We start from the raw sequence: 26,167 nt of genomic DNA, 5'->3' as shown, positions 1-26,167 counted from the left end.
GCCGACTTCCTCGGGGTGCTGGGACGGCATCGGTCACCTTTCCGGGTAGAGGTCGGTACGGTCGATCCAGGTGGGGGTGACGAAGATGTTGTCGCCGGTGGGGGCTTCGGAGGCTTCCAGCAGGGACCAGGTGCGGGCCTCTTCGATCAGGTGCTCCCAGGGTGCATTCCAGTCGAGTTCCCAGTCCAGGCCGGTACCGGAGACGACGTACGTGCGGTCGGCGTCCACGCGCCAGAACTGGGAGTAGAGGATCACCTGGGCGTGGTCGGCCAGGTCGTTGATGATCTCGGTGAAGTGGGTCGAGGGCCAGCCGGGGGCGTTGTCCGCGGCGGTGGCTCGTAGGCGTGCGGTGAGAGGTGGGACGACGGGGGTGCGGGCACCGAGTTCGGTCAGGGCCCAGCGGATGCCGTCGGGCTCGGTCCAGTCCGGTGGGGTCGCCCGTTCCAGGCAGGCGCGGTAGGCGCGGCGCAAGGGCTCGACGGCGCCGTCGATCTCCAGGCTCGCCAGAGCCATGGCCGCCCATTCGCGGACGGTCGGGTTGTCGCTTTCCAGCAGGCCGATAAGAGCAGGGCCGCAACGGGGATCGCCCACCTCCTCGAAGACCTCGATGGCGGTCAGCTGGCCGAAGCCGCCGAGGGAAGGCAGGCCGTTGATGACGGCGGGTATGGCGTCGGCGCCGATCCAGATCAGCTCCGCGCGGGCGTCGTAGGACTCGTCGGCCTTGCCGTCGAGCTGCTGGACGAGTGTCTCGATGTGGGAGGTCATGACGCGGAGTGGTCCCGGCGCCAGAAAGTGGGGAGCCACCAGCAGAGCGCCGAGCGGTCGTCGGGCCACGGGGCGCGGTCCTCGGCCGCCCAGTCCTCGAAGGAGTCGCGTGTCAGGTCGATGGGGCGCCAGGCGGGGTCGAGCGGCTCGTCCTCGGCCGGAGGGCGGACGTACCGCCGGCCGTGCTGGTCGCAGGCGCCGAAGTCCTGGTAGTTCCGCTGGGCCTCGAACAAGGAGACCTTGTTCGCGCCGCCGCCCATCGTCGGCCAGCGGAACTGGACCCCGTCGTCCTCCCAGAAGCAGACGGGGCAGATCTCGTACGAGCCGGGCATCTCGCCCAGCACGCGGTGCCCGCAGCATGGGCAGGGGTAGCGGTCGCTCACCTGGGCAGTCTCCTTGCCGGTCCCGGCGGTGCGCCATGGATTTCTCGGCCTCCGCCCGCCCGGCCGGTCCGCAGCCAGTCCGCAGGGCACCCAGTAAACGGCGGTCTGGAGCCAACACACGCCAACGAGGAAATCCCAGGTCAGAGCCCTGGAAGAGGCTCGGCCGCAGGTCAGGATCTGGCTTCAGATATTCCGCTTCAATGTGTGAGCGGCTCGTTACCTGGAGCTAGGAGCTTCGTCAAGTTCACAGGTGGCAGGGGGTCGGCTCCTCGGGGAGTCGACCCCCTGTTGTTTCCCGTACTGGGGCGGTGCTGGGATTCCTGACCCTTCGTCAGGTACACTCCGCCCGGGAGCGCTGATAGTGGTACGTTATTCGGTACCACTATCGGGAAAGGGTAGGTCATGTCCATAACTGCGAGCGAAGCCCGCAAGGCGCTCTTTCCGCTGATCAAGAAGGTCAACGACGACCACGAGGCCATCGAGATCGTCTCCAAGCACGGCAATGCGGTGCTCGTCTCGGCCGAGGACTATGCGGCGCTACGCGAAGGCTCGTACCTCCTGCGCTCTCCGGCGAACGCTCGCCGGTTGCTCAAGGCGTACGAGAACGCCCTGGCCAACATCAACGTGTCCGAGCGGGAGCTGATCGACCCCGACTCGCCGGATGCGGCACGTGAGGGTGCCGCGTGAGGCTCGTCTTCGAGGATCAGGGTTGGGAGGACTACACGTCGTGGCTCAAGAACGACCGCAAGACGCTCGCTCGGATCAACAAGCTCATCGAGGACGTCAAGCGTGACCCCTTCACGGGGATCGGTAAGCCCGAGCCGCTGAAGTACCACTTGCCCGGAGCATGGTCGCGACGGATCGACGACGAGCACCGCCTCGTCTACCTGGTCACGGACAAGGAGATCGTCATTCTCGCGGCTCGCTATCGCTACTGATCTCCAGGTCGCGCCTGAGGCCGGGACGCCGCCCTGCGATGTGCAGATTCCAGGACCGGCTAGCGGAAGATCTGCTCAATACTGAAGACGAGGCTGTATGCCTGGGCCAGCCTGCGTCGATGAAGGTGTCGCAGATTTCACGGAGCGCGGTGAGGTTGCTGGGCACTTGAAGGATGCCGCGGTGATCGGCGATGAGTCGTTTGACGAAGCGCACGCAGATGGCGATGAGGGAGTCACCGGTGTAGCCGCTGGAGGTTCCCACCTGCTTCAGCAGGTCTCGTACGGCGAGCAGGGCCTCGCACCGCGCCGGTCTCCATGGGAACGGATCGCCGGTCATGTCGAGTACAAGCGGGCGTCAGCGACCCGGGCGAAGGCCGCAGGCGTCCACTCCGCGGGGAGTGGCGCGGGGAGTTGCCGGCCGGGTCGGTACACGGGGGATGGGTACCGACCCGGCCACGCATGATCGTGGACCGGGGGCGGCGGCGCGCTCAATCGGTGGGGCGGAGTGTGTCATGTCCCGCGGGGCGCTTTGATCAGGGTTTGAGCGGGGCTCGCGCCGGGACGGGCTCAGGGGCGCAGCACCACCTTGCCGACCGTGCGCCGGGCCCACAGGTCCTCGTGGGCGCGCCGGGCCTCGGCCAGGGGGTAGGCGTCGTGGACGACCGGCCGGAGTGTGCCCCGCAGTGTCAGGTCGAGCAGTTCCTTGAGCGGCTGTTCGACCGCGCCCGGCCGGGCCAGCGTGGGGCGCAGCCAGAATCCGACGACGGAGGCGTTGAGCCTGCCGAGACGTGCCGGGTCGACGGGGGTGAACCCGGTGCGGGCCGCGTTGCCGTAGCTCACCAGGCGGCCGAACGACGCCAGGGACTCCAGCGCCTGGTCGAAGAGCGCGCCTCCCACCGCGTCGAGTACGACGTCCGCCTTGACGTCCAGGGGGTACGTGGCGATGCCGTCCGCGCCCAGTTCCAGGGCGAGTCGCTCCTTGGCCGGGGACGATGCCTGGGCGAGCACGCGGCCCGCGCCGAACTCCTTGGCCAGCTGCACCGCGAGACTGCCCACCCCGCCTGCCGCCGAGTGCACGACCACGGTCTCGCCGGGGGACAGACGGGCCGCCGAACGCAGCAGGTGCCAGGCCGTCAGCCCCTGCATCAGCAGGGCGAGTGCCTGGCCCGCTCCGAGCTCGTCCGGGATCTCCACCACGCCGGACGCGTCGGCCACGACCTGCTCCGCGTACCCGCCGGAGACCCTGGCGAGCACCCGCCGGCCGTCGGTGGTGCGGCCCACGACCTCACTGCCCGGTACGTACGGCAGCCGGTCCGCGCTCAGATAGGATCCGTCGGTCTGGTGGGTGTCCGCGAAGTTGACCCCGGCCGCCTCGACGGTGATCAGCACCTGGTCCGGGCCCGGTTCCGGGGCCGGAATCTCCACGGGGGCGAGGACCTCGGGTCCGCCGAAGCGGTCGAATCGTATGGCGAGCATGCGGGCACGATATCGCGCCAGCTCGGCTGTACGGCGGGCTGTTCGCGCCACCGGGATGCGTAAAGTGCCCGTACGAAACCGCTCGGCAGCCCCAGGCCGGCGCGGCCCTGACGGTCGGTCACCCCGGACCGCGCCCGGCCCATGACCGCGGAAGTGGAGCCGAACCAGCCGGTTCTCAGACGACCGAACGGCCGGATCCGGCCCCCTCCATCCGGGCTGCGGCGGGTTCTCGTGTGCCCGTCTCGTCGCTCGCCTTCCCCCATCGGAGCGCCACATGGCCAAGCAGCACCGTGCCCTTCGCACCCGCCAGGAGCTGATCCGCTCAGCATCCGAGGTCTTCTACCAGGTCGGCTTCGCCGATTCCTCGATCAACGCGATCAGTTCCAGGACGGGCATGAGCAACGGCGCCGTGCACTTCCACTTCGGCAACAAGAGGGCGCTGGGCAACGCCATCGAACGGGCCGCCGCACGGAACCTGTTGTGCGTCACCGGGCGCATCCCGCTGCGTCACCCCGCGCCGCTGCAGCACCTGGTCGACACGTCCCACGCGCTCGCCCGGTGCCTCCTGAACGACCCGGTGCTGCGTGCCGGGTTCGGCCTCGGAACCGATGCGACCTGGCAGGGTGACGGGGATCTGTGGGAGCAGTGGCAGGACTGGGTGCAGCTGATGCTCACCGTGGCCAGGGACCAGGGCAGTCTGGCGCCGGACGTGTGCGTCGAGGACGCCGTGTACGCCGTCACCGCGGTGGTGGCCGGCGTCGAGGTACGGGCCAGGCGGGACGCCGCGTGGTGTTCGCGGCAGGCCGTCACCCGCTTCTGGCGGTTGATGCTGCCGCGGCTCGCGAGCGAGCGGGTTGCACGGTCCCTCGTACCGGAAGGCACCACGACACAGGCGTGGCCGCCGGGAGAGAGCGGAACGGACGACCTGATGCCGCCCGGCAACCCCTACGACGGAGCGGATTGCGGAGTGGCCTAGGACCCTCCCGGGCAAGCGCCCCGCTTTCCCCTCGGACAAGCGCCCGGGCAAGCGGGAGAACGCCTCCTCTTTCCCCGTCGGACCGGCCGCTTTGAGCGGCCTTTGCGCGCGCGTTGAGCGGCGAACCGGAGCATGGGTGCGGTTCGGCCCGACGGCGGGCGACAGCGAGTGGTGGAAACGGGGAACGTGGCATGGGCAGCGAGTGGCTTCGCAGATTCGCTTCTCCCGAAGGGAACTCCGCGTCCGCGAGCCGTGCCACGCTGGTGTGCTTCCCCCACGCGGGCGGCGCGGCCAGTACCTATGTGCCGCTGTCCCGCGGGCTCGCGCCCGACGTCGATGTCCTCGCCGTGCAGTATCCCGGCCGCCAGGACCGCAGGCGGGAGCAGGCGATCGCCGACATCGGGGAGCTCGCCGACGCCCTCGCCGCCGAGGTGCGGAGCGAACTGCGGGGCACGTACGCCTTCTTCGGGCACAGCATGGGCGCACTCCTCGCCTACGAGACCGCCCGACGGCTGCGGGACCGCCACGTGGCGGGGCCCACCCGGCTGTTCCTGTCCGGCAGGGGAGCCCCGACCCTCGGACCCAGTCCGCACGACCGGATGTCCACGGACGCCGACGTGCTGGCGGCGGTGCGCCGGCTGGGCGGGACCACGCCGGCCGTCCTGGACGACCCGGAGCTGCGGGAGATGGTCATGCCCGCACTGCGTGCCGACTACCGGGCCATCGGGACGTACGCATGGCGGCAGGGGGACCCGCTGGACGTTCCTTTCAGCGTGTTCGTCGGTGACAGCGACCCGGTGGTGACCGTGGACCAGGCGTCCGCCTGGCGGGACTTCACCACCGCGACCACCACCGTCGACGTCTTCCCCGGCGGCCACTTCTACCTCGACGGACAGCTGCCCGCGATCGTCAAGGCCGTGGCCGACGACCTGGCGGGCACCGGTCCGTCGTCCGCGTCCGCCCTCCTCGCCCCGTAACCGGGGTGGGTACCGCCACGCGCCACGGCAGTCTCCTCGCCGTCAGTGATCTGCATGTGCGCTACGAGGAGAACCGGAAGATCGTCGAAGGGCTGCGGCCCCGCCACGACGACGACTGGCTGATCGTCGCCGGAGATGTCGGGGAGTTCGTCGCGGACGTGGAATGGGCCCTCGGCCTGCTGAGCGACCGCTTCGCGCGCGTCGTGTGGGCACCGGGCAACCACGAGCTGTGGACCCCGCAGGACGATCCGGTGCGGCTGCGCGGCGCCTACCGTTACGACCATCTGGTGGGCGTCTGCCGCGAGTTGGGCGTGCTCACTCCCGAGGACCCCTACGCCGTGTGGGAAGGCGAGGGCGGTCCGGTCGCCGTCGCCCCGCTGTTCGTCCTGTACGACTACACCTTCCACGCGCCCGGTGCCCACACCATGCGCGAGAGTCTGGAGATCGCCGAGCGGGCGGGCGTGGTGTGCACGGACGAGTTCATGCTGCACCCCGACCCCTATCCGAGCCGCGCCGCCTGGTGCGCCGCCCGGATCACCCACACCGAGGCCCGTCTCGCCGAGATCCCGGAAAGCCTGCGGACGGTCCTGGTCAACCACTTCCCGCTGATCCGCGAGCCCACCCGCGTCCTGCGTTATCCGGAGTTCGCGCAGTGGTGCGGCACCACCGCCACCGCCGACTGGCCCCGGCGCTTCCGCGCCGCCGAGGTGGTCTACGGCCACCTCCACATCCCACGGCTCATCCATCACGACGGAGTGCCGCACCGGGAGGTCTCCCTGGGCTACCCGCGCGAATGGCGCCAGCGCCCCCGCGACCCCGGCTGGCCCGTGCCGATCCTCGCCGGGCCCGCAGGCACCGCGCACTGACGCACCCTCGTATCGCCTTCCAATCGCCCTCACCTCGCGACGACGCGGAGGACACCCATGATCGAGCAGCTGCTCGCCCCGCCCATGGCGGTCGCCGAGGCCTTTCACGACGACATCGAGGGGCCCGGTCTGTACGCGGCCGAGGAGCGGCTGGTGTCGCGTGCCGTTCCCCAGCGCCGCCGGGAGTTCACCACCGTACGCACGTGTGCCCGCAGGGCCCTCGGGGAGCTGAGGATCCCGCCCGCGCCGATCCTGCCCGGGGAGCGCGGCGCACCCGTGTGGCCCGCCGGGGTCGTCGGCAGCATGACGCACTGTGAGGGATACCGGGCGGCCGCGGTGGCGCACGCCGCCGACCTCGCGACGATCGGGATCGACGCGGAGCCCAATCTGCCGATCAAGAGCAGCGGCACACGCGACCTGGTGACCGTCCCCGAGGAGCGGGTCTGGATGGCCGCGCTGCGGGTGCGCCGGCCCGAGGTGTCCTGGGACCGCCTGGTGTTCAGCGCGAAGGAGAGCGTCTACAAGGCGTGGTTCCCGCTGACCGGCCGCTGGCTCGATTTCGACCAGGCCGTCGTCACCGTCGACCCGGACCGGGGCGGCTTCTACGCGCGGCTGCTCGTGCCCGGACCGCAGATCGGCGGCAGCAGAATCGCCGGGTTCGAGGGCAGCTGGACACAACGGAACGGAATCCTGCTGACGGCCATAGCTCTGACGCACAGTGCCGTCAGCGTCGCCCGTCGACTCCCCGTCGTCGCCCACCGGCCCGCGACCGCGTCGGCGACCCCGGCGGCGCCCGCTCGCTGAACCGCCTTGTCCGAGGTTTGTGTGCGCTTGGACCGCCGTCTTGCACCCTGGTGACGTGATCTCGGCGGGTGACCGGCTGGACAGGTCGCCTTGGGGGCGGGACACGGACGGTTTTGCGAGGCGGGGGATGAGATGCAGTTCCGATTGCTGGGGCCGATGGAAGTGGTCGACAACGACAGGACGGTGGTGCTCGGCGGCACCAAGCAGCGTGCCACGCTGGGCTTTCTGCTGCTCCAGCCGAACAAGGTGGTGGCCACCAGCCGGCTTCTGGACGCCCTGTGGGGGGTGGACGAGGCCCCGGTGACGGCCCGCAAGATTCTGCAGAACGCGGTGTACGGGCTGCGCGGCGCGCTGTCGTCCGCTCACGTCGCGGGCAACCCGACGGGCGCGGCGCTGCTGACCCAGCCGCCCGGCTACATGATGCGGGTCGATCCCGAGCGAGTGGATCTGCACCTCTTCCACACCTGGGTCGGTCAGGGCCGGGACAAGCTGGCGAAGGGCTTCCCGGAGGCGGCGGCGTCGCTGCTGCGCGACGCGCTGGCGCTGTGGCGCGGGCCCGTCCTCGCCGATCTGGTGGAGAGGGGTGTCGAGTGGCACGAACTGGCCGCGGTCCAGAACACCCGCCTGGATGTGATGGAGGACTACGTCGAGGCGCGGCTGGCCTGCGGCCGGCACCATGAGGTCCTCGCGGAACTGGAGAACACGGTGCGGGCGGAGCCGCTCAGGGAGCGGTCGTGCGGTCAGCTGATGCTCGCCCTGTACCGGTGCGGCCGGCAGGCGGACGCGCTCGCCGTCTACAGCCGCGTACGGGCCGCTCTCGTCGAGGACCTGGGCCTTGAGCCGGGTCGTGGTCTGCAGCGTCTGCAGCAGCGGATCCTCACCCAGGACCCGGCGCTCGCCCTGGACCCCGCGCAGGCCCCGTACACCTCGTACGCGCACGGTGACGACGCCAGGGAGCACATCACGCTCACCACGATGGCCGACAACACCCCTGCGTACAGGCCGCTCTCGGCCGCGCCACAGGCGAGGCGGCCGAGGAGCGAGGAGCCCGGTGCGGGCGCGGCGGAGCGGAGCGTGAGCACGGAGCGCCGCCAGGTCAGCGTCGTCTCCGTACGCACCCATATCGCACCCTCGCTCGGCAGCGGCGCCGACCGGGAACTCGACGATCTCCTCGACGGTGCCGCGCTGCTGGTCAAGGAGCAGATCGAGCGCTTCGGCGGCACGGTGACCGCCTCCATGGGTTCCGTGTCCCTCGCCCTGTTCGGGCTCGACGAGCCGCATCAGGACGACGCCCGTCAGGCCGTTCTCGCGGCCCTCGCGATCCGTGACGTGCTCGACGTCCCGGCCGGATCGGGGTCCGACACCGCCCGGTCGACGGTCCACGCCGCGGTGACCACGGGCGAGGTGCTGTTGCGCAGGCGCGGCCGGGACGAGGCGCCGACCGCCGTCGGCGCGGTCCTCGACGAGTCCCAGACACTGCTGTGCGAGGTGCCCGCGGGCGAGGTGCGGGTCAGCGACGCCGTCCGCCGCGCGAGCGAGCACGCCGTCTGCTACCGCCGCGGTGACACGCCGGCCGCGAGCTGGTACGCCCTGGGCCCGAGCGACACCGGCACCGAATGCGTGGAGTCCTCCGAGCAGGCCGTCGAACTCGACGTCCTGCGCGGCCTGGTGAAGCGCACCCAGCACCGCGCCGTGCCCCATCTGGTCACGGTCCTCGGTGAGTCCGGCACCGGAAAGACCCGCCTGCTCGGCGAGTTCGGGCGCTGGGTCGCCGAACAGCCGGACGCGCCCCTCCTCCTGACCGTTCGCGCCCCCGAAGGCTCCGGCGACTGCCCGCTGACGGTGCCGGGCCGGCTCCTCGCGGCCTACTGCGGCATCAGACCCGGGGACGACGAGGCCACCGCGCTGGCCGCCCTGGAGCGCGAAGTGCGCGCCCTGTACCTCTCCGACCGGACGGTGGAGCAGCGACTGGCCCGACTGCGGGCCCTCATCGCCCGAGGCGGCTTCGATGCCCACTCCGGGGAGCCGTGCCCGATCGAAGTCCTCTCCGTCTGGCGGGAGTTCCTGTTGGAGGCCGCGCAGCGGCGCCCCCTCGTGCTGTGTGTCGACGATCTGCACCACGTCCCCGACATGACCCTGGACGCGGTCGAGGAACTGGCCGAATCCGCGGGTGCGGGGGCGCTGTTCGTGGTCGCCTGCGCTAGGCCCGAGCTGCTGGCCCGCAGGCCGTCCTGGGCGGGTGGCAAGAGCCACACCACGACGGTCACCCTGGACCGGCCCGAGCGGATCACCAATGAGCAGCTGGTGGAGTTCCTGCTCTCGGCGGCGCGCAGCGAAGGATCGTCGGTCGGCGAGCCGGCGGACCCTCAGGAAAGGACGACGGAACGTGGTCATTCCTCGGTAATCAAATCGGTGTCGTGCACGTCTGTGCGCGATTACCGGAAGGAGACCGGAGCGGGGAACCCGCGCTGGTAGCGTGCGAGCAGATTTATGCAGTGCTGCAGACAAGAAATGGAGCGAATGCGCCGTGGCCGAAACTAGTTACACGCTCGTGACTGACATCGAGGACCACCAGGAGGCGTTCGGGAAAGCGTTCAACGCCGGTGACGCGGACGCGGTGAACGCGATGTACACCGACGAGGCGGTCGGAATGTGGGAGCCGGGATTTCCGGTCTACGGCCAGGACCGCCGTGATTATGTCGTCAAGTTCCTGAAGGACCGCAAGCCCTCCGTGGACGCGACGGTGCGCCAGCAGCTGGTGGTCGGCGACACCGCGCAGCTGGTGGTCGAGTGGCAGATGGCGGCGCTCGACGAGAACGGCCGGCCCGAGCTCCTCAAGGGTGTGGCCATCGACGTCCTGCACAAGGGCGAGGACGGCTACTGGCGCTACGTCGTGGACAACCCCTTCGGTGTCAGCGGCCCGTGGACCGCCGAGGACGAGAACCAGGGCTGACCGATGGCCCGAGCGCGGGGACCGTACCCAGCCTCCGTGCCGCCGCCCGAGACCGCCGAACGATCCATCACACCCATCGCGGCGGACGCCGCACGAAGTACGGAGAAGTACCTGTGTCCACTGTTTCAGCCTCCGAGTCACCGGTCACCGTTGTCGGTCTCGGCCTGATGGGCCAAGCGCTCGCCTCGGCCTTCCTGGCGAAGGGCCACCCGACCACCGTATGGAACCGTTCGGCCGGCAAGGCCGACGAGCTCGTCGCCAAGGGCGCCACCCTCGCCGACTCGGTCAAGAGCGCGGTGGAGGCGAGCCCGCTCGTCGTCATCTGCGTCTCGGACTACGACGCCGTGCACGGGCTGCTGGACCCGGTCGGCTCCTCGCTGGCGGGCCGCACCCTGGTCAACCTCACCACGGCCAGCTCCACCCAGGCGCGCGAGACCGCCGAGTGGGCGGGCAAGCTCGACATCGCCTACGTCGACGGTGCGATCCTGGCCCTTCCGCACGAGATCGGCTCCGAAGGCGCCACGCTGCTGTACGCCGGGTCGAAGGCGGGCTTCGAGCAGCACCAGGCCACCCTCCAGGTGCTCGGCGAGAACGGATCGGTCTACCTCGACGAGGACCACGGCCTGGCCGCCCTGTACGACATGTCCGTGCTGAGCATCATGTGGGGCGTCCTGAACAGCTTCCTGCACGGTGCCGCACTGCTGGGTACCGCGAACGTCAAGGCGACGACGTTCGCCGAGCTGGCCACCATCGCGATCAACGTCACGTCCGGTTACGCCTCCGCGTACGCCGAGCAGCTCGACAAGGGCGAGTACCCGGCCACCGACGCCACCATCAACGTCCACGTGGGCGGAATGACGCACCTCCTCGAGGAGAGCCAGGCGCTCGGCGTCAACACCGAGCTGCCGAGCTTCTTCCTGGAGCTGGCGAAGCGCGCGGTGGCCGACGGTAATGCCGAGGACAGCTACGCGGCGATGATCAAGCAGTTCCGCAAGCCCTCCGCCTGATTTCTTCCCTGCACCGTCACGGGCAAAGCCGGGAACCGGATCGTGAATTCCCCGACCCAGGTTTCCGGCTTTGCCCGAATTTCTGTGAATCCACTCCAACACTTCCGCAGTCAAACGGGGGAAATTCGTGTTCAACGGTAACGGAAAGACGAACAGATCCACGCCTCGTCATGCGGCCTCCAGGAGGTCCGCCCTCAAGCTGGGCGGCCTGGCCATCGCCGGAACCGCGCTCGGCGCGGGCCTTCCCGCGCTCGCCGAGGCCACCGACGGTGCGGACTACACCGTCCGGCAGAGCTACGACACCATCGTCGTCGGCGCCGGGCTGGCCGGTCTCATCGCGGCCCGTGAGCTGCGGGCGAAGGGCCGGCGGGTACTCGTACTCGAAGCGCGCGACCGCATCGGCGGGCGCACGTGGACTGATACGTTCAATGATTACCAGATCGAGCGTGGTGGCGCCTGGGTTGATCCGAAGCAGCCACACATCTGGCGTGAAATATCGCGCTACGGGCTGAAGATCGTGGCCGACGCGGGGCCCGAGCGCGTACTCATGCCGACCACGAGCGGGTTCGCCGAGTACGACCCGGTCACTGCCTACACCCGGCAGGGCGAACTGTTCACGCCCTTCTTCGAGGGCTCACAGGAGTACTTCCCCAAGCCCTACGCGCCTTTCACCCGGGAAGACCTGATCACGCCGCTGGACCGGCTGTCCCTGCGCGACCGGCTCGACCAGCTGGCCTACGCGCCCGAAGACGAGATCCGGATGACCAGCACCACCGGGCTGTACGGTGCGCCGACCTCGCGTGGCTCGCTGCTCGAACTGGCGCAGTGGTGGGCGCTGTCGGGCTGGAACTACGAGGGTTTCGCCGGAATCAACACCTACCGCATGGAGCAGGGAACCGCCGCGCTGGCCAACGCGATCCTGGCGGACGGCAAGCCGGACCTCAAGCTCAAGTCCCCGGTCGCCTCGGTCACGCAGCAGAACGGCCAGGTGAAGGTGGTCACCCGGGCGGGGGCTGCCTACTGGGCGGCCGAGGTCGTCATGGCGGTGCCGGTCAACGTCTGGAAGAAGATCACCTTCAGTCCCGTACTGCCGCAGGCGTACCGGGATGCCACCACCCAGGGCTACGGCGTGCCGCGCCAGAAGAAGGTGTGGCTGGACCTGGCCACCCCCACCGACCGGTTCATCGCCGAGGCGCCCGAGGGTCACCCCTTCGTCATCATGGGCCGGATGAACGAGAACGCTCCGGTCGTGGCGTTCACCATCGACACGACACTGAACCTCGCCAGCCACGCGGCGGTGGAGGCCGCGGTGCGGAAGATCCTGCCGTCGGCAACCCTGCGCAGCTACACCGTGTGCGACTGGCAGGCGGACGAATTCTCCCTCGGCGGGCCCGCGTACCGGCAGCCGAACCAGCTGACGAAGCTGCACCGTGCGATCAACCAGCCCTTCGGCAAGGTCAAGTTCTGCGGCGACGACATCGCCCTCGGCTGGGCGGGCTACATGGACGGCGCCATCGAATCGGGCCTCAGGGTCGCCGGTTCGCCCACGCTGTCGCCCTCGCCGGCGATCGCGCCGAGCACCCGGGGTCTCGCGGTGCCGAACGCCGATCCCAAGATCTACCGTTCCATGGTCGGCCTGTGAACAACAACTCAGTGGCAATCGGATCAGGGGCAGCCATGCCGTCGATAGAGATATCCGCAAACGAATCCGTGGACTCGCTCTTCTCCTGGTTCCGGGAGATGCACGAGAAGAATCCGGTACATCACGACGACGAGTACGGCTGGCAGTTGTTCCGCCACGCCGACATCACCCGCGTCCTCACCGACCCGAAGACGTTCTCCTCGGACACGGTGCGGCTGTACAACGAACCACAGCCCGACTTCGACCTGTTCCTCACCGGCAACCTGGTCACCAACGACGCGCCGCATCACCGGAAGCTGCGCCGGGCGATCAGCCACGCCTTCACCCCGCGCGCGGTGGCGGGCCTGTCCGATCGGATCGGCCGGACCGTCGACTCCCTGCTCGACGGCGTGTCCGGATCGGACACCTTCGACCTGATCGGCGAGGTGGCCTACCCGCTGCCGATCATCGTGGTCGCCGAGATGCTCGGCCTGCCGGCCGAGGACGTGCCGATGTACCGGGCGTGGGGCGACGCCCTGGGCGCGCTCGACGCGGCGACCGTGCCGCCGGAGGTGATGGAAGCCGACATCGTCCCCGCCATCCGGGAGATGAACGCGTACATCCTCGAGCATGTGCGCAGGTGCCGGGAGAATCCGGGCGACAACGTGATCAGCGGGCTGGCCCAGGCCACCATCGACGACAAGCCGCTGCGTGACGGCGATCTGATCGGCCTGATCGGCCTGACCCTGTTCGCCGGCCACGCCGCCTCCATGGCACTGCTCGGCAACGGCATCATCACCTTCGACCGCCACCCCGAGGCGTACGCCGCCCTGCGCGCGAACCGCGACCTGCTGCCCAACGCCATCGAGGAGTTGATGCGGCTGTACCCGCCGTTCTCCAGGATGGCGCGCGTGACCACGACCGAGACCGAGCTCGGTGGGCACGCGATCGGCGAGGGCGAGCTGGTGACCCTGTGGAGCGGCGCGGCCAATCGGGACCCGCTGCGTTTCCCGGACCCCGACCGTTTCGACATCCACCGCGACACCAGCGGGCACATCGCCTTCGGGCAGGGCATCCACTTCTGCCTCGGCGCTCCGCTGGCCCGGCTGGAGGCGAAGATCGCGTTCAACGCGCTCTTCGACCGTTTCGACGACATCGCCGTGGACTACTCGGCCGGTGTGGAGTTCGAAGACCCGATGCAGATCATCTGCCCCAGGCGGCTGCCGGTACGAGTATCCGGTTAGGGGAGGCATGTCTTCTTCAACGATTCCGTCCTGGCGGTCATGGCATCGACCGCTGGTGGTGAGCTCCGCGGTGATGGTGCCGGTGGCGATCCTGTCCGCGGTGGGGCTCATCGTCGACGACCGCGTCCTGGTGGACGCGCCGATCTGGTTCAAGCCGTTCAAGTTCTCGCTCTCCTTCGCCGCTTACGCCCTCACCCTGTCCTGGATGCTGTCGCTCCTTCCCCGCGGCCGGCGCGTGGTCTGGTGGGCGGGGACGGTCGTCGCGGTGGCGTGCGTCATCGAGATCGTGATCATCACCGGACAGGCGGCACGGGGCAGGCGCAGCCACTTCAACTACGCGACGCCCTTCGACGAGGCGATGTACAACGTGATGGGCGGCGCGGTCATCTGCCTGTGGCTCGCCACGTTCGTCCTCGCCGTGGTGCTGCTCCGCGCCCGGATAGCCGACCGCGCGTCCGCCTGGGCCATGCGCTCCGGAATCTTCCTGGCGCTGGCCGGGACGGCCGTCGGCTTCCTGATGGACGCGCCCGCACCGGGGCAGCAGAAGGGCGTCACCGACGTGGTCGGCGCGCACAGCGTGGGCGTGCCGGACGGCGGTCCCTCGATGGCGCTGACCGGCTGGTCGACGACCGGCGGCGATCTGCGGGTCCCGCACTTCGTCGGCATGCACGCGCTGCAACTCCTGCCGCTGCTGGTCATGGTGATGATCGCGCTCGCACCGCGCTTCACCCGCCTCGCCGACGACCGGGTACGGCTGCGCCTGGTGCTGCTCGCCTCGGGGGTGCATGCCGCCGTGTTCGTCCTGGTGTTCTGGCAGGCGCTGCGGGGCCAGCCGCTGAACCACCCGGACGGTGTGACGCTGGGGGTGGCCGGCCTGATCCTGGTGGCCGCCGTGCTCGGGACCTACGGGTCCCTGCGGGCCCCGGCTCACCGTCCGGGCGGGAAGGCGCCCGACGCCGAGGGCACCGGCGCCGTGAAGGAGTTCACGTAATGCCCTCATGACCCGCGTTTCTCCGCGCGCTCTTCTCCGGCCGGCCGCACTGTGTGCGGCCGGCCTCGCGCGTGCTCGGGGCGCCGTGGCGGTGGAGCGGGGCGCCGTGGCGATGGAGCGGGACCCCGTGGTCCCGCTCCACGAAGGAATCAGAAGCCGTTGAAGAAGCCGTACAGCCGGCTGATCCGGCCGCCCTCGAGCCACGCGACGTCGGACCCGCTCACGACCGGCGCGCCACCCGCGGGGCCGACCTGCCACGAGAAGTGGACGGCGTCGTGGTGGGTGAGCACCGTGCCGTAGGTGAAGAGCATTCCGGTGAAGTTCTTCTGGGCGGCGGCGAGATATTCGTCGATGGCCGCGGCGCCGTGGGCGTCGATGGTCGGATCGGTGTACGTGGCGTTCGGCGTGAAAACCTCGTCGAGCAATGCCCGTCGAGCGCGGCCATCCGATTCATTCCACATGGCGATGTACTTTTCGACCAGCTTGGTGACGGCATTCTTATCCATGACAAAAGACTCTATCACCGGATAGTCCGAGAACCACTCCAAGTGGCTCTAGTGGGGCGGTAGTTGGATTTCCAGGTGGGCTCATGCAAACGCAGCCGGACCCCCGCGAGGCTCGCGGGGGTCCGGCTGGTCCGGCCCGGTGTGGTCGCCGGTCCGGGGTGGTCAGTCCTGCTTGTCCTGAGCGGACGCGAGGGACGGGAAATAGCCCGCACCGACGAAGAAGTTCACGTATTTGTCGAACAGTTCTCGGTCGACCGGCGGGCATTCGATGCCGGTGCCGCGCAGTGCGTCCTCGGTGTCCGACACGTCGATCGGCGGGTAGGTGGTCGTGCCGCTGCCCGCGTTCATCCCCTCGAACGAATCCAGCAGAGGGACGACGGCGTTCTTCCTGTCCGAGCGCACCCGGGCCGACCAGGCGTCCCAGTCCAGCTCCGGCAGGTCGTATCCGAAGGACCTGAGGTGCCCGACGAACTCCGTGAACGTCTGGTTCTGCCGGTTGTAGAGGTGGAACGTCCGGCTCGCGGTCTCCTGCCGGGTCGCGAGGGCCGTGATCGCCCCGCTCACGTAGTCCACCGGGACCATGTGGAGGACGCCGGCGAGGCTCTCGGGTACCGCTCCGGCCTCCAGCAGGCCCTTGAGGCTCAGCCAGACGAAGTCCTTGGTCTGGCAGGCGCCGGTCACCCGGTCGCCGCACACCACGTCCACCCGGTAGACCGAGACGGGCAGTCCCCGGTCCCTGGCGAGCTCGATGACCTGCTCGGCCACCCACTTGCTCTGCAGATACCCGTTGTGCAGCAGGTGCCCGGGGCCGGTCGGGTCCGTCACCGTGGCCGCGGCGGCGCCGGGGCCGGGTGCGGGGAACACCCCGGTCGTCGACACGTAGTGCACCGGAACCGTCCGGTGCGCCGCGGCCAGCCGCAGTACCTCCCGGGTGCCGCCCACGTTGCCCGGTGCGAGCGCGGTGTAGGGCCGCACCCAGCTGACCGTCGCGCCGGCGTGGTAGACGACGTCGACCCGGCGGGAGAGTTCGTCGAACCGGTCCTCGGTCAGGCCCAGCCGCGTGGCGGTCAGGTCGCCGACGACGACGGAGAGCCGGGACGGGTCGATGTCGTCCCAGACCCGGTACCACGCCAGGTTCTCGTGCAGCCGGCGGGTCGCCTCGGCCTGGTCGTCACCGCGTACCAGGCAGTGCACCGTGGCCGTGGTCGACCGCATCAGGTCGCGGAGCAGGAACGCGCCGAGGAATCCGGTGGCGCCGGTGAGCAGGATCTCGGCGGGGTCCGTGGCCACCCGGCTGACCTCACCGGCCGGCCGGATGTCCTCGTCGAGGTGGACCTCCGCCGCGAAGTCCACGCCGACGGCTCCGGCGGCCTCCCCGGTCGCGGCCTCCAGAAGGGTGCACAGGTGCTCCACCAACTCCTTCGGCGTGGGGTGCTCGAAGACCAGCGAGGGCGGCAGCTTCAGGCCGGTGGCCTCCGCGAGCCGGTTGCGCAGCTCCACCGAGGTGAGCGAATCGAAGCCCGAGTCGGAGAAGCGCTGGTGTTCCTCGATCGCGCCCGGCGCGGAGTGCCCGAGCACCAGCGCCACCTCGCGGTGGAGGAAGTCCGCCACGACATCACGCCTGCGCGACGGGGACAGGCCCGCCAGCCGCTCGGGCAGGAGCTCGTCCTCGGCCGGGGACGCGCCGGAGCCTCCGTCGGTGTCCCGGACCAGCGAGCGCAGCAGGAGCGGCGCCCGCCGGACGTTGGACCGCAGCGCGGTCAGGTCGAGCGGGGTGACCGCCAGCGCGGGCCGGCCGGCCCGGAGCGCGAGGTCGAGCAGCTCCGGCCCGGCGTCCTCGGTGATGGTGAGCAGTCCGGAGCGGGCGATCCGGTCGAGTTCGGTACGGGTCAGGTGCCCGCTCATCCCGCGTTCGTCCGCCCACAGTCCCCAGGCCAGCGAGGTGGCCGGCAGCCCGAGTCCGGACCGGTGACCGGCCAGCGCGTCGAGGAAGGTGTTGGCCGCGGCGTAGTTGGCCTGGCCGGTGCCGCCGATGATTCCCGCGACGGACGAGAACAGGACGAAGGCGTCCAGGTCCCGGTCGAGGGTGAGTTCGTGCAGGTTCCACGCGGCGTGCACCTTGGGCCGCAGGACGGTGGCCATCCGCTCCGGGGTCAGGTCCGGGATCATGCCGTCGTCGAGCACGCCGGCGGCGTGCACGACGCCCGTGAGCGGGTGCTCGTCCGGGATGCTCTCCAGCAGCGCGGTGAGCGCCGTCCGGTCGGCGAGGTCACAGGCGACGACCCGCACCTCGGCGCCGAGCGCGGTGAGTTCGGCGGCCAGTTCGGTGGCGCCGTTCGCCTCGGGTCCCCGGCGGCTGACCAGCAGCAGCCGGGAGACGCCGTGCGTACGGACCAGGTGACGGGCGAACAGCCCGCCGAGCGCCCCGGTCCCTCCGGTGATCAGCACGGTGCCGCCGGAGCGCCACGGGGCACCGGTCCGCGCTTCACCGCCCGGCGGGACCTTGGCCAGGCCGGGTACGAGCGCCTGACCGGAACGGACGGCGACCTGCGGCCGGCCGGACGCCAGGACCGACGGCACGGCCGGCAGCGAGGCCGGGTCCTCGTCCACGTCGACGAGCACGACGCGGTCGGGCGCCTCCGACTGCGCCGATCGCAGCAGTCCCCAGAGCGGTGCGGCGACGAGGTCCGACACGTCGTTGCCGTCGTCGTCGGTGGACACGGCCCCACGGGTCAGGACGACCAGCGGGACATCGGTGGTCCGGTCGTCCGACAGCCACGACTGGAGCAGGGTCAGCGCCCGCTGCGCGGTCTCCTCGGCGCGCCGAGGCACGTCGCCGCCCGGCGAGAAGATCATCGGTACGAGCAGGGCGTCGAACGGCGTGTCCGAATCGAGCGCGGCCAACGCGTCCGCCACCTCGTCGAAGACCTCGCCGGGGGCGAGTTCCGGACGGTCGGGGAGATCGACACCGCCGACGCGGAGCGTCGCCAGGGCCGGCGGCGTGGCCGGGACGGTCGGGGTGACCGGGGTCCAGTCGACGCGGAGCAGCGAGTCCCGCGGACCCGGCACTGTCGTCGCCGGACCGGAGACCGCGTCGGGCTTCAGCCAGTACCGCTCCCGCTGGAACGGGTAGGTCGGCAGGTCCACCCGCCGCGCCCCGGTCCCGGCGAAGAAAGCGGTCCAGTCGACGGGTATGCCGGCGGACCAGAGCCCGCCCAGCGCCGCGACCGCGTCGTGTGCCTCGTCCTGTCCGTTGCGCACCGCGGCCACGGGGGTGATCGGCGCGCTCTCGGCGACCATGGCCGAGAGCACTCCGGCCGGGCCCAGTTCCAGGGTGACGGTCACGTTCTGGTCGGTCAGGGTGCGGGTCGCGTCGAGGAAGCGGACCGGCTGCCGGACCTGGTCCACCCAGTACTCCGGCGAACGGAGCTGTTCCTCGGTGGCGATCCGGCCGGTGAGCGTCGACACCAGGGGGATGTTCGGCGCGTTCAGGGTGACCCCGCGCAGCACCCGGCCGAACTCTTCGAGCATCGGATCCATGAGCGGCGAGTGGAACGCGTGGCTGACCGTCAGCTTCTTGGTGCGGCGCCCCCAGCCCCGTATGGTCTCGCTGATCTCCTCGACCGCGTCCCGGTCACCGGAGATCACGGTCGACACCGGACCGTTGACCGCGGCGATCGCCGCGGCGCCGCCGGAGCGCAGCAGCGGGGCGACCTCGTCCTCGGTGGCCTGCAGCGCGACCATCGCGCCGCCCTCGGGCAGTGCCTGCATGAGCCTGCCGCGCGCGGTGACCACGGCCGCCGCGTCCGGCAGCGACAGCACTCCGGCCACGTGCGCGGCGGACAGCTCGCCGATCGAGTGGCCGGCGAGGAAGTCCGGGCTGATCCCCCACGCCTCGAAGAGCCGGAACAGGGCGACCTCCAGCGCGAACAGCGCCGGTTGGGCGTACCGCGTCTCGGTCAGACGGCTCTCGTCCTCGAGCACCTCGCGCAGCGGGTGCTCCAGGTGCGGGTCGAGGTGGGCGCAGACCGCGTCGAAGGCCTCGGCGAACGCCGGGAACTCCTCGTACAGCCGCTTGCCCATGGCGACGCGCTGCGCGCCCTGGCCGGTGAAGAGGAAGCCCAGTTTGCCGCTCTTGCCCGGTGCCACGGCGGCTCCGGTACGAGCCCCCTCCTCGGCCAGCGGACGGAGGGCCGCGAGCAGCGATTCGGCGTCCGGACCGACCACCACGGCCCGGTGCGCGAGGGCCGCACGGGTGGTGGCCGTCGAGTAGGCCAGGTCGGCCGGGGACAGACCGGGGTTGTCCTCCATGTACGAGATCAGATTGCGCGCCTGGGCGGACAGGGCCGCCCGGCTCTTCGCGGAGAACGCCAGCGGGAGGAGCGCCGGTGTCTGCGCCGAGCTCTCGTCCTTCTCCTCCTCGGGCGCCTGCTCCAGGATCACGTGGGCGTTCGTGCCGCTGACCCCGAACGAGGAGACCGCCGCTCGGCGAGGCCTGCCCGTCTCCGGCCACGGACGCTGCTCGGTGAGCAGCTCGACCGCGCCCGCGGACCAGTCGACCAGCGGTGTCGGCTCGTCGACGTGCAGCGTCCGCGGCAGCGCCTTGTGCCTCATCGCCTGGACCATCTTGATCACGCCGCCCACGCCGGCCGCCGCCACCGAGTGCCCGATGTTGGACTTCAGCGATCCCAGATAGAGCGGGCGGTCCGGGGTGTGCGCGGTGCCGTAGGTGGCCAGCAGGGCCTGGGCCTCGATGGGATCGCCGAGCCGGGTGCCGGTGCCGTGCGCCTCGACGACGTCCACATCGGCGGCGTCCAGCCGTGCGCCGGTGAGCGCGGTCCGGATCACCCGTTCCTGCGAGGGGCCGCTGGGAGCGGTGAGGCCGTTGGAGGCGCCGTCGGAGTTGACCGCCGAGGAGCGCAGGACGGCCAGCACCCGGTGTCCGTTGCTCACGGCGTCGCTGAGCCGTTCGAGCAGGATGAGACCGACGCCTTCCGCCCAGCTGGTGCCGTCGGCGGCGGCGGCGAACGACTTGCACCGGCCGTCGGGCGCCAGGCCCCGCTGCCGGGAGAAGTCGACGAACCCGCCGGGGCTTCCGGCGACCGTCACGCCGCCGACGAGGGCGAGACTCGATTCGCCGGTGCGGAGCGACTGCGCCGCGAGGTGCATGGCGACCAGGGACGACGAGCACGCCGTGTCCACGGTCATGGAGGGGCCTTCGAAGCCGAAGGCGTAGGAGATGCGGCCGGACACGACGCTGCCGAGCTTGCTCGTCAGCAGATAGCCCTCGAACTCCTCCGGGCCGGCGAGACCCAGGTAGGACTGCTCCACGGCGCCGACGAAGACACCGACGTCGGAGCCGTTCAGGGAGGTCGGGTCGATCCTCGCGTGTTCGAAGGTCTCCCAGGCGGTCTCCAGGAGCACCCGCTGCTGGGGGTCCATCGAGAGCGCCTCACGCGGTGAGATGCCGAAGAACCCGGCATCGAATTCGGTCGCTCCGTCGAGGAAGCCGCCTTCCCGCGTGTACGTGGTGCCCGGGACGTCCGGGTCGGGGTCGTACAGCGACTCGACATCCCATCCGCGGTCGTCGGGGAACTCGGTGACGCCGTCCCGTCCGTCCGTGACGAGCCGCCAGAGGTCGTCCGCCGAGCGCACGCCACCCGGGTAGCGGCAGGCCATGCCGACGATCGCGAGCGGTTCGGCTCGGCCGGACTCCAGTTCCGCGATGCGCTGTCGGGCCTTCCGCAGGTCGGCGGTGACCCATTTCAGATAGTCCGCGAGCTTCTTCTCTTCCACCATGAGGGGTTTACCTGTTCCAGAAGTCGGGCGGGATTCAGTGCTTGGCGCGGCCGAGCTCGTTGTCGATGAAGTCGAGCAGTTCGGCGGTCGATGCCGTTTCGAGCGGGTCGGCCGGGCCGGCGTCGGATCCGTCCCCCGGTGTCGCGCCGGTCTCCAGCCACCGTGACAGGAGCGTCTGCAGCCGGACGGTGATCTCGTCGCGGTCCGTGTCGATGCCGGTGCCGTCGCCGGCGGTGAGCACGTCCTCCAGCTCGTCCAGGGCGGCGAGCACGGTCGAGCGCGGCTGCGCCGCGGTGTCCGTCGCGAGGCGAGTGAGCAGGAACGCGGCCAGCTTCGACGGGGTGGGGTGGTCGAACACCGCGGTGGCCGGCAGCTGGGAGCCGGTGACCTTGTTCAGCCTGTTGCGCATCTCGACCGCGGTGAGCGAGTCGAAGCCCAGCTCCCGGAACGGCTGTTCGGGGTCGACGGCGGTCGGGTCGCTCAAGCCCAGTACCGACGCCACGCCGCCGCGGACGAGATCGAGGACGAACTCCTCGCGCTCGGCACCGGTCATCTCGGAGAGCCGCTCCGCCACCGGCGTCTCGGCGCCGGCCGCCGAGGGGCGGCTCCGCGGGGGCACCAGCGCCCGCAGCAGCGGAGGAACCCGGTCGAGCGCCCGCAGTGCGTCCAGGTCGAGCGGCGTCGCGGCCAGCGCGGGCCGAGTCGTCAGCAGAGCGGCGTCGAACAGGGCCATCCCTTCCTCCGCGCCGATCGCCGTGAAGCCGTCCCTGGCCAGCCGGGCGCGGTCGATGTCGCCCAGTCCCGCGTTGAGGCCGCCGTCCACGTCCCACATGCCCCAGGCCAGCGAGGTCGCGGGCAGTCCCCGGGCCCGGCGGTGCTCGGCGAGCCCGTCGAGGTACGCGCTGGCGGCGGCGTAGTTCGCCTGCCCCGGTCCGCCGAACAGGCCGACGGTCGAGGAGAACAGGACGAAGGCCGACAGATTCGCCTCGCCCGTCAGGTCGTGCAGGTGCCACGCGGCGTCGGCCTTGGCGCACAGGACGGAGTCCAACTGCTCAGGTGTCATGGCCGAGAGCAGACTGTTGTCCAGGATCCCCGCCGCGTGAACGATTCCGCTCAGCGGCCGGTCGGCGGGGATCCCGCCGAGCAGCGCGGCGAGGGCTTCCCGGTCCGAGACGTCGCAGGCGGCCATGTGGACCGTCGCGCCGAGCTCGGTCAGTTCGGTCCGCAGGTCCGAGGCTCCCGCCGCCCGCGCACCCGTGCGGCTCGCCAGCAGGAGATGCGTGACGCCGTGCTCGGTGACGAGATGGCGGGCGACGGTGGCGCCGAGCACGCCGGTGCCGCCGGTGATCAGGACCGTGCCTTCCGGATTCCACACCGGGCCGTCCTGCCCGGTACGCACCGCGGAGGAGCGGATCCGGGTCAGCCGCGGCACCCGGACCTGGCCGGCCCGGACGGCGGCCTGGGGCTCGTCGGCGGAGAGCAGGGCGGAGAGCAGGGCCGGGGGAATCGGCTCCGTGTCCGTGTCGGCGTCGGTGTCCACGAGCAGGATCCGGTCGGGTGCCTCCGACTGCGCGGACCGGACCAGACCCCAGACCGCCGCGGCGGCCGGGTCGGGCGACTCGGTGTCCGTCGTGGCGACGGCGCCCCTGGTGACGACGACCAGGCGGGTGTCGGCGAACCGGTCGTCGGCCAGCCAGTCCCGGACGAGGGTCATCGCCCGATGGGCGAGCGGTTGTGCGGTGCCGGCGGGCCGCGTGGTCCCGTCCGTCGCCGCGTCGTCGTCCCGGCCGGTCTCCAGCGGAACGAGGAGGGCCTGGATCCGGGTACCGGAGCCGAGCGCCGTTCCGAAGGCCGTCAGGTCCTCGTACGACGGGACTCCGGCCTCCTCGTCGGCGAACCGCCCGAGTCTCGCCCAGGTCGCCGGTCGGGTGGACGGCCGGACGGCGTCCGGGATCCAGCCGACGTGGTGGAGCGCGCCGAGCGGACCCGGTTCGCCGGGCTCCGCGCCCGACGCGGCCGCGAGCTCCGCCGACGGCTCCAGCCAGTACCGCTCGCGCTGGAAGGGGTAGGTCGGCAGGTCGACCCTGCCCGCGCCGGTCCCGGAGAAGAACGCCAGCCAGTCGACCGGCACGCCCCGGGCGTACAGCACGCCGAGCGCGTTGACCAGCGTCCGCGGTTCCGGATGCTTCTTGCGCAGGGCCGGCACCGCGACCGCGTGGTCGACACTGGCGGCGGCCATCGCCGAGAGGACCCCGTCGGGGCCCAGCTCCAGCAGCGTGGTCACGCCTTCCGCCTCCAGGGTGCGCACCGCGTCGACGAAGCGCACCGGGTTGCGGATCTGGTCCACCCAGTAGTCGGCCGTGGTCCACGCGTCGCCGTTCTCCACCTGGCCGGTGACCGTGGAGACGATGCCGAACTTCGGCCGGTGGAAGGTGAGTTCCTTGGCGATCTCACGGAACTCGTCGAGGATCGGGTCCATCCGGTGCGAGTGCGAGGCGCGGAGGATCGGCAGGACCTTGACGTTCCGGCCCCGCTCCTTCCAGATCGCCGCGACGGCGTGGACGGCGTCCTCGTCGCCCGAAAGGACCACCGCGCGCGGGCCGTTGATCGTGCCGATCACCGCCCGTCCCTCCGGGTCGAGGGTCTCGCGGACCTCTTCCTCGGTCGCCTCGACGGCGACCATCGCGCCGCCCTCCGGCAGGGACCGCATCAGGCGCCCGCGGGCGGTCACCAGGACCGCGGCGTCGGACAGCGACAGCACGCCCCCGAGATGGGCGGCTATCAGCTCGCCCGTCGAGTGGCCCACCAGGTAGTCGGGGTGCACCCCCCACGTCTCGAGGAGGCGGAACAGCGCCACGCCGACCGCGAAGAGGGCGGCGAGGGTGTAGTCGATCTGGTCCAACTCGTCGCCGGACTCGATCACCGAGCGCAGCGGACGGGGCAGGTGCTCGTCGAGGGCCGTGCAGACCTCGTCGAAGGCCGCGGCGAACACCGGGAAGGTCTCGGCCAGTTCGCGCGCCATCCCGATGCGCTGAGCGCCGCCACCGGTGAACATGAACGCGAGCTTGCCCTCGTCCTTGGTGCCGAGGATCGTGCCGGGGCCCTCGTCCGCCAAGGCGGCGAGGCTCTCCAGCAGCTCGTCCCGGCCGGACGCGAGCGCCACGGCGCGGTGCCGCAGCGCCGAGCGGGTGGTGGCCAGCGAGTGGGACAGGCCGAGCAGGTCGACGTCGGGGCGTTCGGCGAGGAGCCCGCCGACGCGCTCGGCCTGAGCGCGCAGCGCCTGGGGGGACCTGGCGGACAGGACGTACGGCAGGACCGGAGGCGGCGTCACGGACGCGGGCGCCGCGGGTGCGGCGGACGCCTCCTGCGCCTCCTCCGGGGCCTGCTGGGGGGCCTGTTCGACGATGACGTGCGCGTTGGTGCCGCTGAACCCGAACGCGGAGACGGCGGCCCGGCGCGGCCTGTCCAGCACCGGCCAGTCCTGCGCCTCGGTGAGCAGCGTCAGCGCACCGGTGCTCCAGTCGACGTGCGGTGTCGAGTCCTCGGCGTGCAGCGTCTTCGGCATGACGCCGTGGTGGATGGCCTGGACCATCTTGATCACACCGCCGACGCCGGCAGCGGCCTGCGTGTGCCCGATGTTGGACTTGAGCGACCCCAGCCGGAGGGGCTGGTCCGCCGGCCGGCCCCGCCCGTAGGTGGCGAGCAGGGCGTTGGCTTCGATGGGGTCACCGAGAGGCGTTCCGGTGCCGTGCGCCTCGACCAGGTCGACATCGGCGGCGGACAGGTCCGCGGCGGCGAGCGCTTGGCGGATCACCTTCTCCTGGGCGGGACCGTTGGGCGCGCTCAGCCCGTTGCTGGCACCGTCCTGGTTGATCGCCGATCCGGTGATCACGGCGAGCACCTGGTGGCCGTTGCGCCGGGCGTCGGAGAGCCGTTCCACCAGCAGGAGTCCGGCGCCCTCGGCCCAGCCCGTGCCGTCGGCGGAGGCCGCGAAGGACTTGCACCTTCCGTCGGCCGACAGACCGCGCAGCCGGGAGAACTCGATGAACGCCTGTGGCGTGGACATCACCGTCACGCCACCGGCCAGGGCCAGGTCGCACTCCCCTCGACGCAGCGCTGCCGCCGCGAGGTGCAGGGCGACCAGCGAGGAGGAGCACGCCGTGTCGACGGTGACGGCCGGTCCTTCCAGGCCGAACACGTACGCCAGCCTGCCCGACGCGACGCTGCCGGCGCTTCCGCTGTAGAGGTAGCCCTCGAACTCCTCCGGCGGCAGGTACGGGCGCGACCCGTAGTCGTGGTACATCGACCCGATGAACACGCCCGTCCGGCTGCCGCGCACCGACTCCGCGGCGATTCCGGCCCGTTCGAAGCTCTCCCACGCCGTCTCGAGCAGCAGACGCTGCTGCGGATCGGTGGCCAGTGCCTCCCTCGGCGACATGCCGAAGAACTCCGGGTCGAACTTGTCCGCGTCGTGGAGGAATCCGCCCTGGTCGGTGTAGGACTTGCCGACATTGTCGGGGTCGGGGTGGTAGAGCCGGTCCAGGGGCCAGCCGCGGTGCTCGGGGAAGGGGGTCACCGCGTCCACGCCGTCGGCGACCACCTGCCACAGGCGTTCCGGCGAGTCGACGCCGCCGGGGTACCGGCACGCCATCCCGACGATCGCGATGGGTTCCCGGTCCTTCTCCTCGATCTCGCGCAGCCGCCTGCGGCTGGCCTGGGCGTCGGCAACAGCACGCTTGAGGTACTGGCGGAGTTGGTTTTCGTCGGTGCTCACTTGCCCTCAGCTTTCAGAATCGCCTCAGGAGAGGCACCAGCCGGCTCCTCAGTACCCTGCACGGAAATCTCCCTTTCCCGGAGAACT

Annotated in this window: 18 protein-coding genes; 12 read left to right on the top strand and 6 right to left on the bottom strand. The window is 70.8% G+C overall.

Annotated features, from left to right (window positions below; genetic code table 11):
• Positions 1 to 33 precede the first annotated feature (33 nt).
• A complete protein-coding gene (locus tag ABZY12_RS00355) occupies positions 34 to 765 on the bottom strand; it encodes a HEAT repeat domain-containing protein (RefSeq protein ID WP_356885505.1) in 732 nt (243 codons plus the stop codon).
• Entirely contained in the window at positions 762 to 1,148 is a 387-nt protein-coding gene (locus ABZY12_RS00350; protein ID WP_356885503.1) for a CPCC family cysteine-rich protein, read from the bottom strand. The genes ABZY12_RS00355 and ABZY12_RS00350 overlap by 4 nt, the downstream gene beginning before the upstream one ends.
• Positions 1,149 to 1,550: 402 nt before the next feature.
• Between ABZY12_RS00350 and ABZY12_RS00345 the strand changes: the two genes are divergently transcribed.
• Together ABZY12_RS00345 and ABZY12_RS00340 are read left to right on the top strand one after the other, a co-directional pair.
• Positions 1,551 to 1,835: a type II toxin-antitoxin system prevent-host-death family antitoxin gene (locus tag ABZY12_RS00345; protein ID WP_210926971.1), complete on the top strand. Its 285-nt coding sequence runs from the start codon at positions 1,551 to 1,553 to the stop codon at positions 1,833 to 1,835.
• Positions 1,832 to 2,086, top strand: coding sequence for a Txe/YoeB family addiction module toxin (locus ABZY12_RS00340; protein ID WP_356885501.1), 255 nt, complete (start codon positions 1,832 to 1,834; stop codon positions 2,084 to 2,086). Before ABZY12_RS00345 ends, ABZY12_RS00340 begins: the two co-directional genes overlap by 4 nt.
• 567 nt (positions 2,087 to 2,653) lie before the next feature.
• On the opposite strand, the gene ABZY12_RS00335 is transcribed toward ABZY12_RS00340, so the two are convergent.
• Positions 2,654 to 3,562 carry a zinc-binding dehydrogenase gene (locus tag ABZY12_RS00335; protein ID WP_356885499.1) on the bottom strand — a complete coding sequence of 303 codons (909 nt, stop codon included), beginning with the start codon at positions 3,560 to 3,562 and terminating at the stop codon, positions 2,654 to 2,656.
• Between the two features lie 274 nt (positions 3,563 to 3,836).
• Between ABZY12_RS00335 and ABZY12_RS00330 the strand changes: the two genes are divergently transcribed.
• The 10 genes from ABZY12_RS00330 to ABZY12_RS00285 all read left to right on the top strand — a co-directional run bounded on the left by ABZY12_RS00330 (position 3,837) and on the right by ABZY12_RS00285 (position 15,001).
• Positions 3,837 to 4,538 carry a ScbR family autoregulator-binding transcription factor gene (locus ABZY12_RS00330; RefSeq protein WP_356885497.1) on the top strand — a complete coding sequence of 234 codons (702 nt, stop codon included), beginning with the start codon at positions 3,837 to 3,839 and terminating at the stop codon, positions 4,536 to 4,538.
• Positions 4,539 to 4,729: 191 nt separating this feature from the next.
• Positions 4,730 to 5,515, top strand: coding sequence for an alpha/beta fold hydrolase (locus ABZY12_RS00325; RefSeq protein ID WP_356885495.1), 786 nt, complete (start codon positions 4,730 to 4,732; stop codon positions 5,513 to 5,515).
• Between the two features lie 5 nt (positions 5,516 to 5,520).
• Positions 5,521 to 6,381, top strand: coding sequence for a metallophosphoesterase (locus tag ABZY12_RS00320; RefSeq protein WP_356885493.1), 861 nt, complete (start codon positions 5,521 to 5,523; stop codon positions 6,379 to 6,381).
• 57 nt (positions 6,382 to 6,438) lie between these two features.
• Complete coding sequence (locus tag ABZY12_RS00315; protein WP_356885491.1) at positions 6,439 to 7,185, top strand: 4'-phosphopantetheinyl transferase superfamily protein; 747 nt, start codon at positions 6,439 to 6,441, stop codon at positions 7,183 to 7,185.
• 132 nt (positions 7,186 to 7,317) lie between these two features.
• On the top strand, positions 7,318 to 9,660 hold the full coding sequence (locus ABZY12_RS00310) for a BTAD domain-containing putative transcriptional regulator (RefSeq protein WP_356885489.1): 2,343 nt from the start codon (positions 7,318 to 7,320) through the stop codon (positions 9,658 to 9,660).
• A 76-nt stretch (positions 9,661 to 9,736) separates the two neighbouring features.
• On the top strand, positions 9,737 to 10,138 hold the full coding sequence (locus ABZY12_RS00305; protein WP_356885487.1) for a DUF4440 domain-containing protein: 402 nt from the start codon (positions 9,737 to 9,739) through the stop codon (positions 10,136 to 10,138).
• 113 nt (positions 10,139 to 10,251) lie between these two features.
• Positions 10,252 to 11,145 carry an NAD(P)-binding domain-containing protein gene (locus tag ABZY12_RS00300; protein WP_356885485.1) on the top strand — a complete coding sequence of 298 codons (894 nt, stop codon included), beginning with the start codon at positions 10,252 to 10,254 and terminating at the stop codon, positions 11,143 to 11,145.
• 127 nt (positions 11,146 to 11,272) lie between these two features.
• Complete coding sequence (locus ABZY12_RS00295) at positions 11,273 to 12,787, top strand: NAD(P)/FAD-dependent oxidoreductase (RefSeq protein WP_356885483.1); 1,515 nt, start codon at positions 11,273 to 11,275, stop codon at positions 12,785 to 12,787.
• 35 nt (positions 12,788 to 12,822) lie between these two features.
• Positions 12,823 to 14,010, top strand: coding sequence for a cytochrome P450 (locus tag ABZY12_RS00290; protein ID WP_356885481.1), 1,188 nt, complete (start codon positions 12,823 to 12,825; stop codon positions 14,008 to 14,010).
• A gap of 73 nt (positions 14,011 to 14,083) precedes the next feature.
• Positions 14,084 to 15,001 (top strand): hypothetical protein, encoded by a 918-nt coding sequence (locus tag ABZY12_RS00285; protein ID WP_356886246.1) that lies wholly within the window; start codon positions 14,084 to 14,086, stop codon positions 14,999 to 15,001.
• A gap of 149 nt (positions 15,002 to 15,150) precedes the next feature.
• Here ABZY12_RS00285 and ABZY12_RS00280 read toward each other — a convergent pair whose 3' ends face one another.
• From ABZY12_RS00280 to ABZY12_RS00270, 3 genes are all read right to left on the bottom strand, one after another.
• Positions 15,151 to 15,549, bottom strand: coding sequence for a nuclear transport factor 2 family protein (locus tag ABZY12_RS00280; protein ID WP_356885479.1), 399 nt, complete (start codon positions 15,547 to 15,549; stop codon positions 15,151 to 15,153).
• Between the two features lie 120 nt (positions 15,550 to 15,669).
• On the bottom strand, positions 15,670 to 21,306 hold the full coding sequence (locus tag ABZY12_RS00275; RefSeq protein ID WP_356885477.1) for a thioester reductase domain-containing protein: 5,637 nt from the start codon (positions 21,304 to 21,306) through the stop codon (positions 15,670 to 15,672).
• 34 nt (positions 21,307 to 21,340) lie between these two features.
• Positions 21,341 to 26,080 carry an SDR family NAD(P)-dependent oxidoreductase gene (locus ABZY12_RS00270; protein ID WP_356885475.1) on the bottom strand — a complete coding sequence of 1,580 codons (4,740 nt, stop codon included), beginning with the start codon at positions 26,078 to 26,080 and terminating at the stop codon, positions 21,341 to 21,343.
• Positions 26,081 to 26,167: the final 87 nt, after the last annotated feature.

The sequence above is a fragment of the Streptomyces sp. NPDC006551 genome, from assembly GCF_040611675.1.
Lineage (GTDB): Bacteria > Actinomycetota > Actinomycetes > Streptomycetales > Streptomycetaceae > Streptomyces.
Note: the sequence above shows the minus strand (reverse complement) of the source record. Positions and strands in the feature narration are given on the sequence as shown.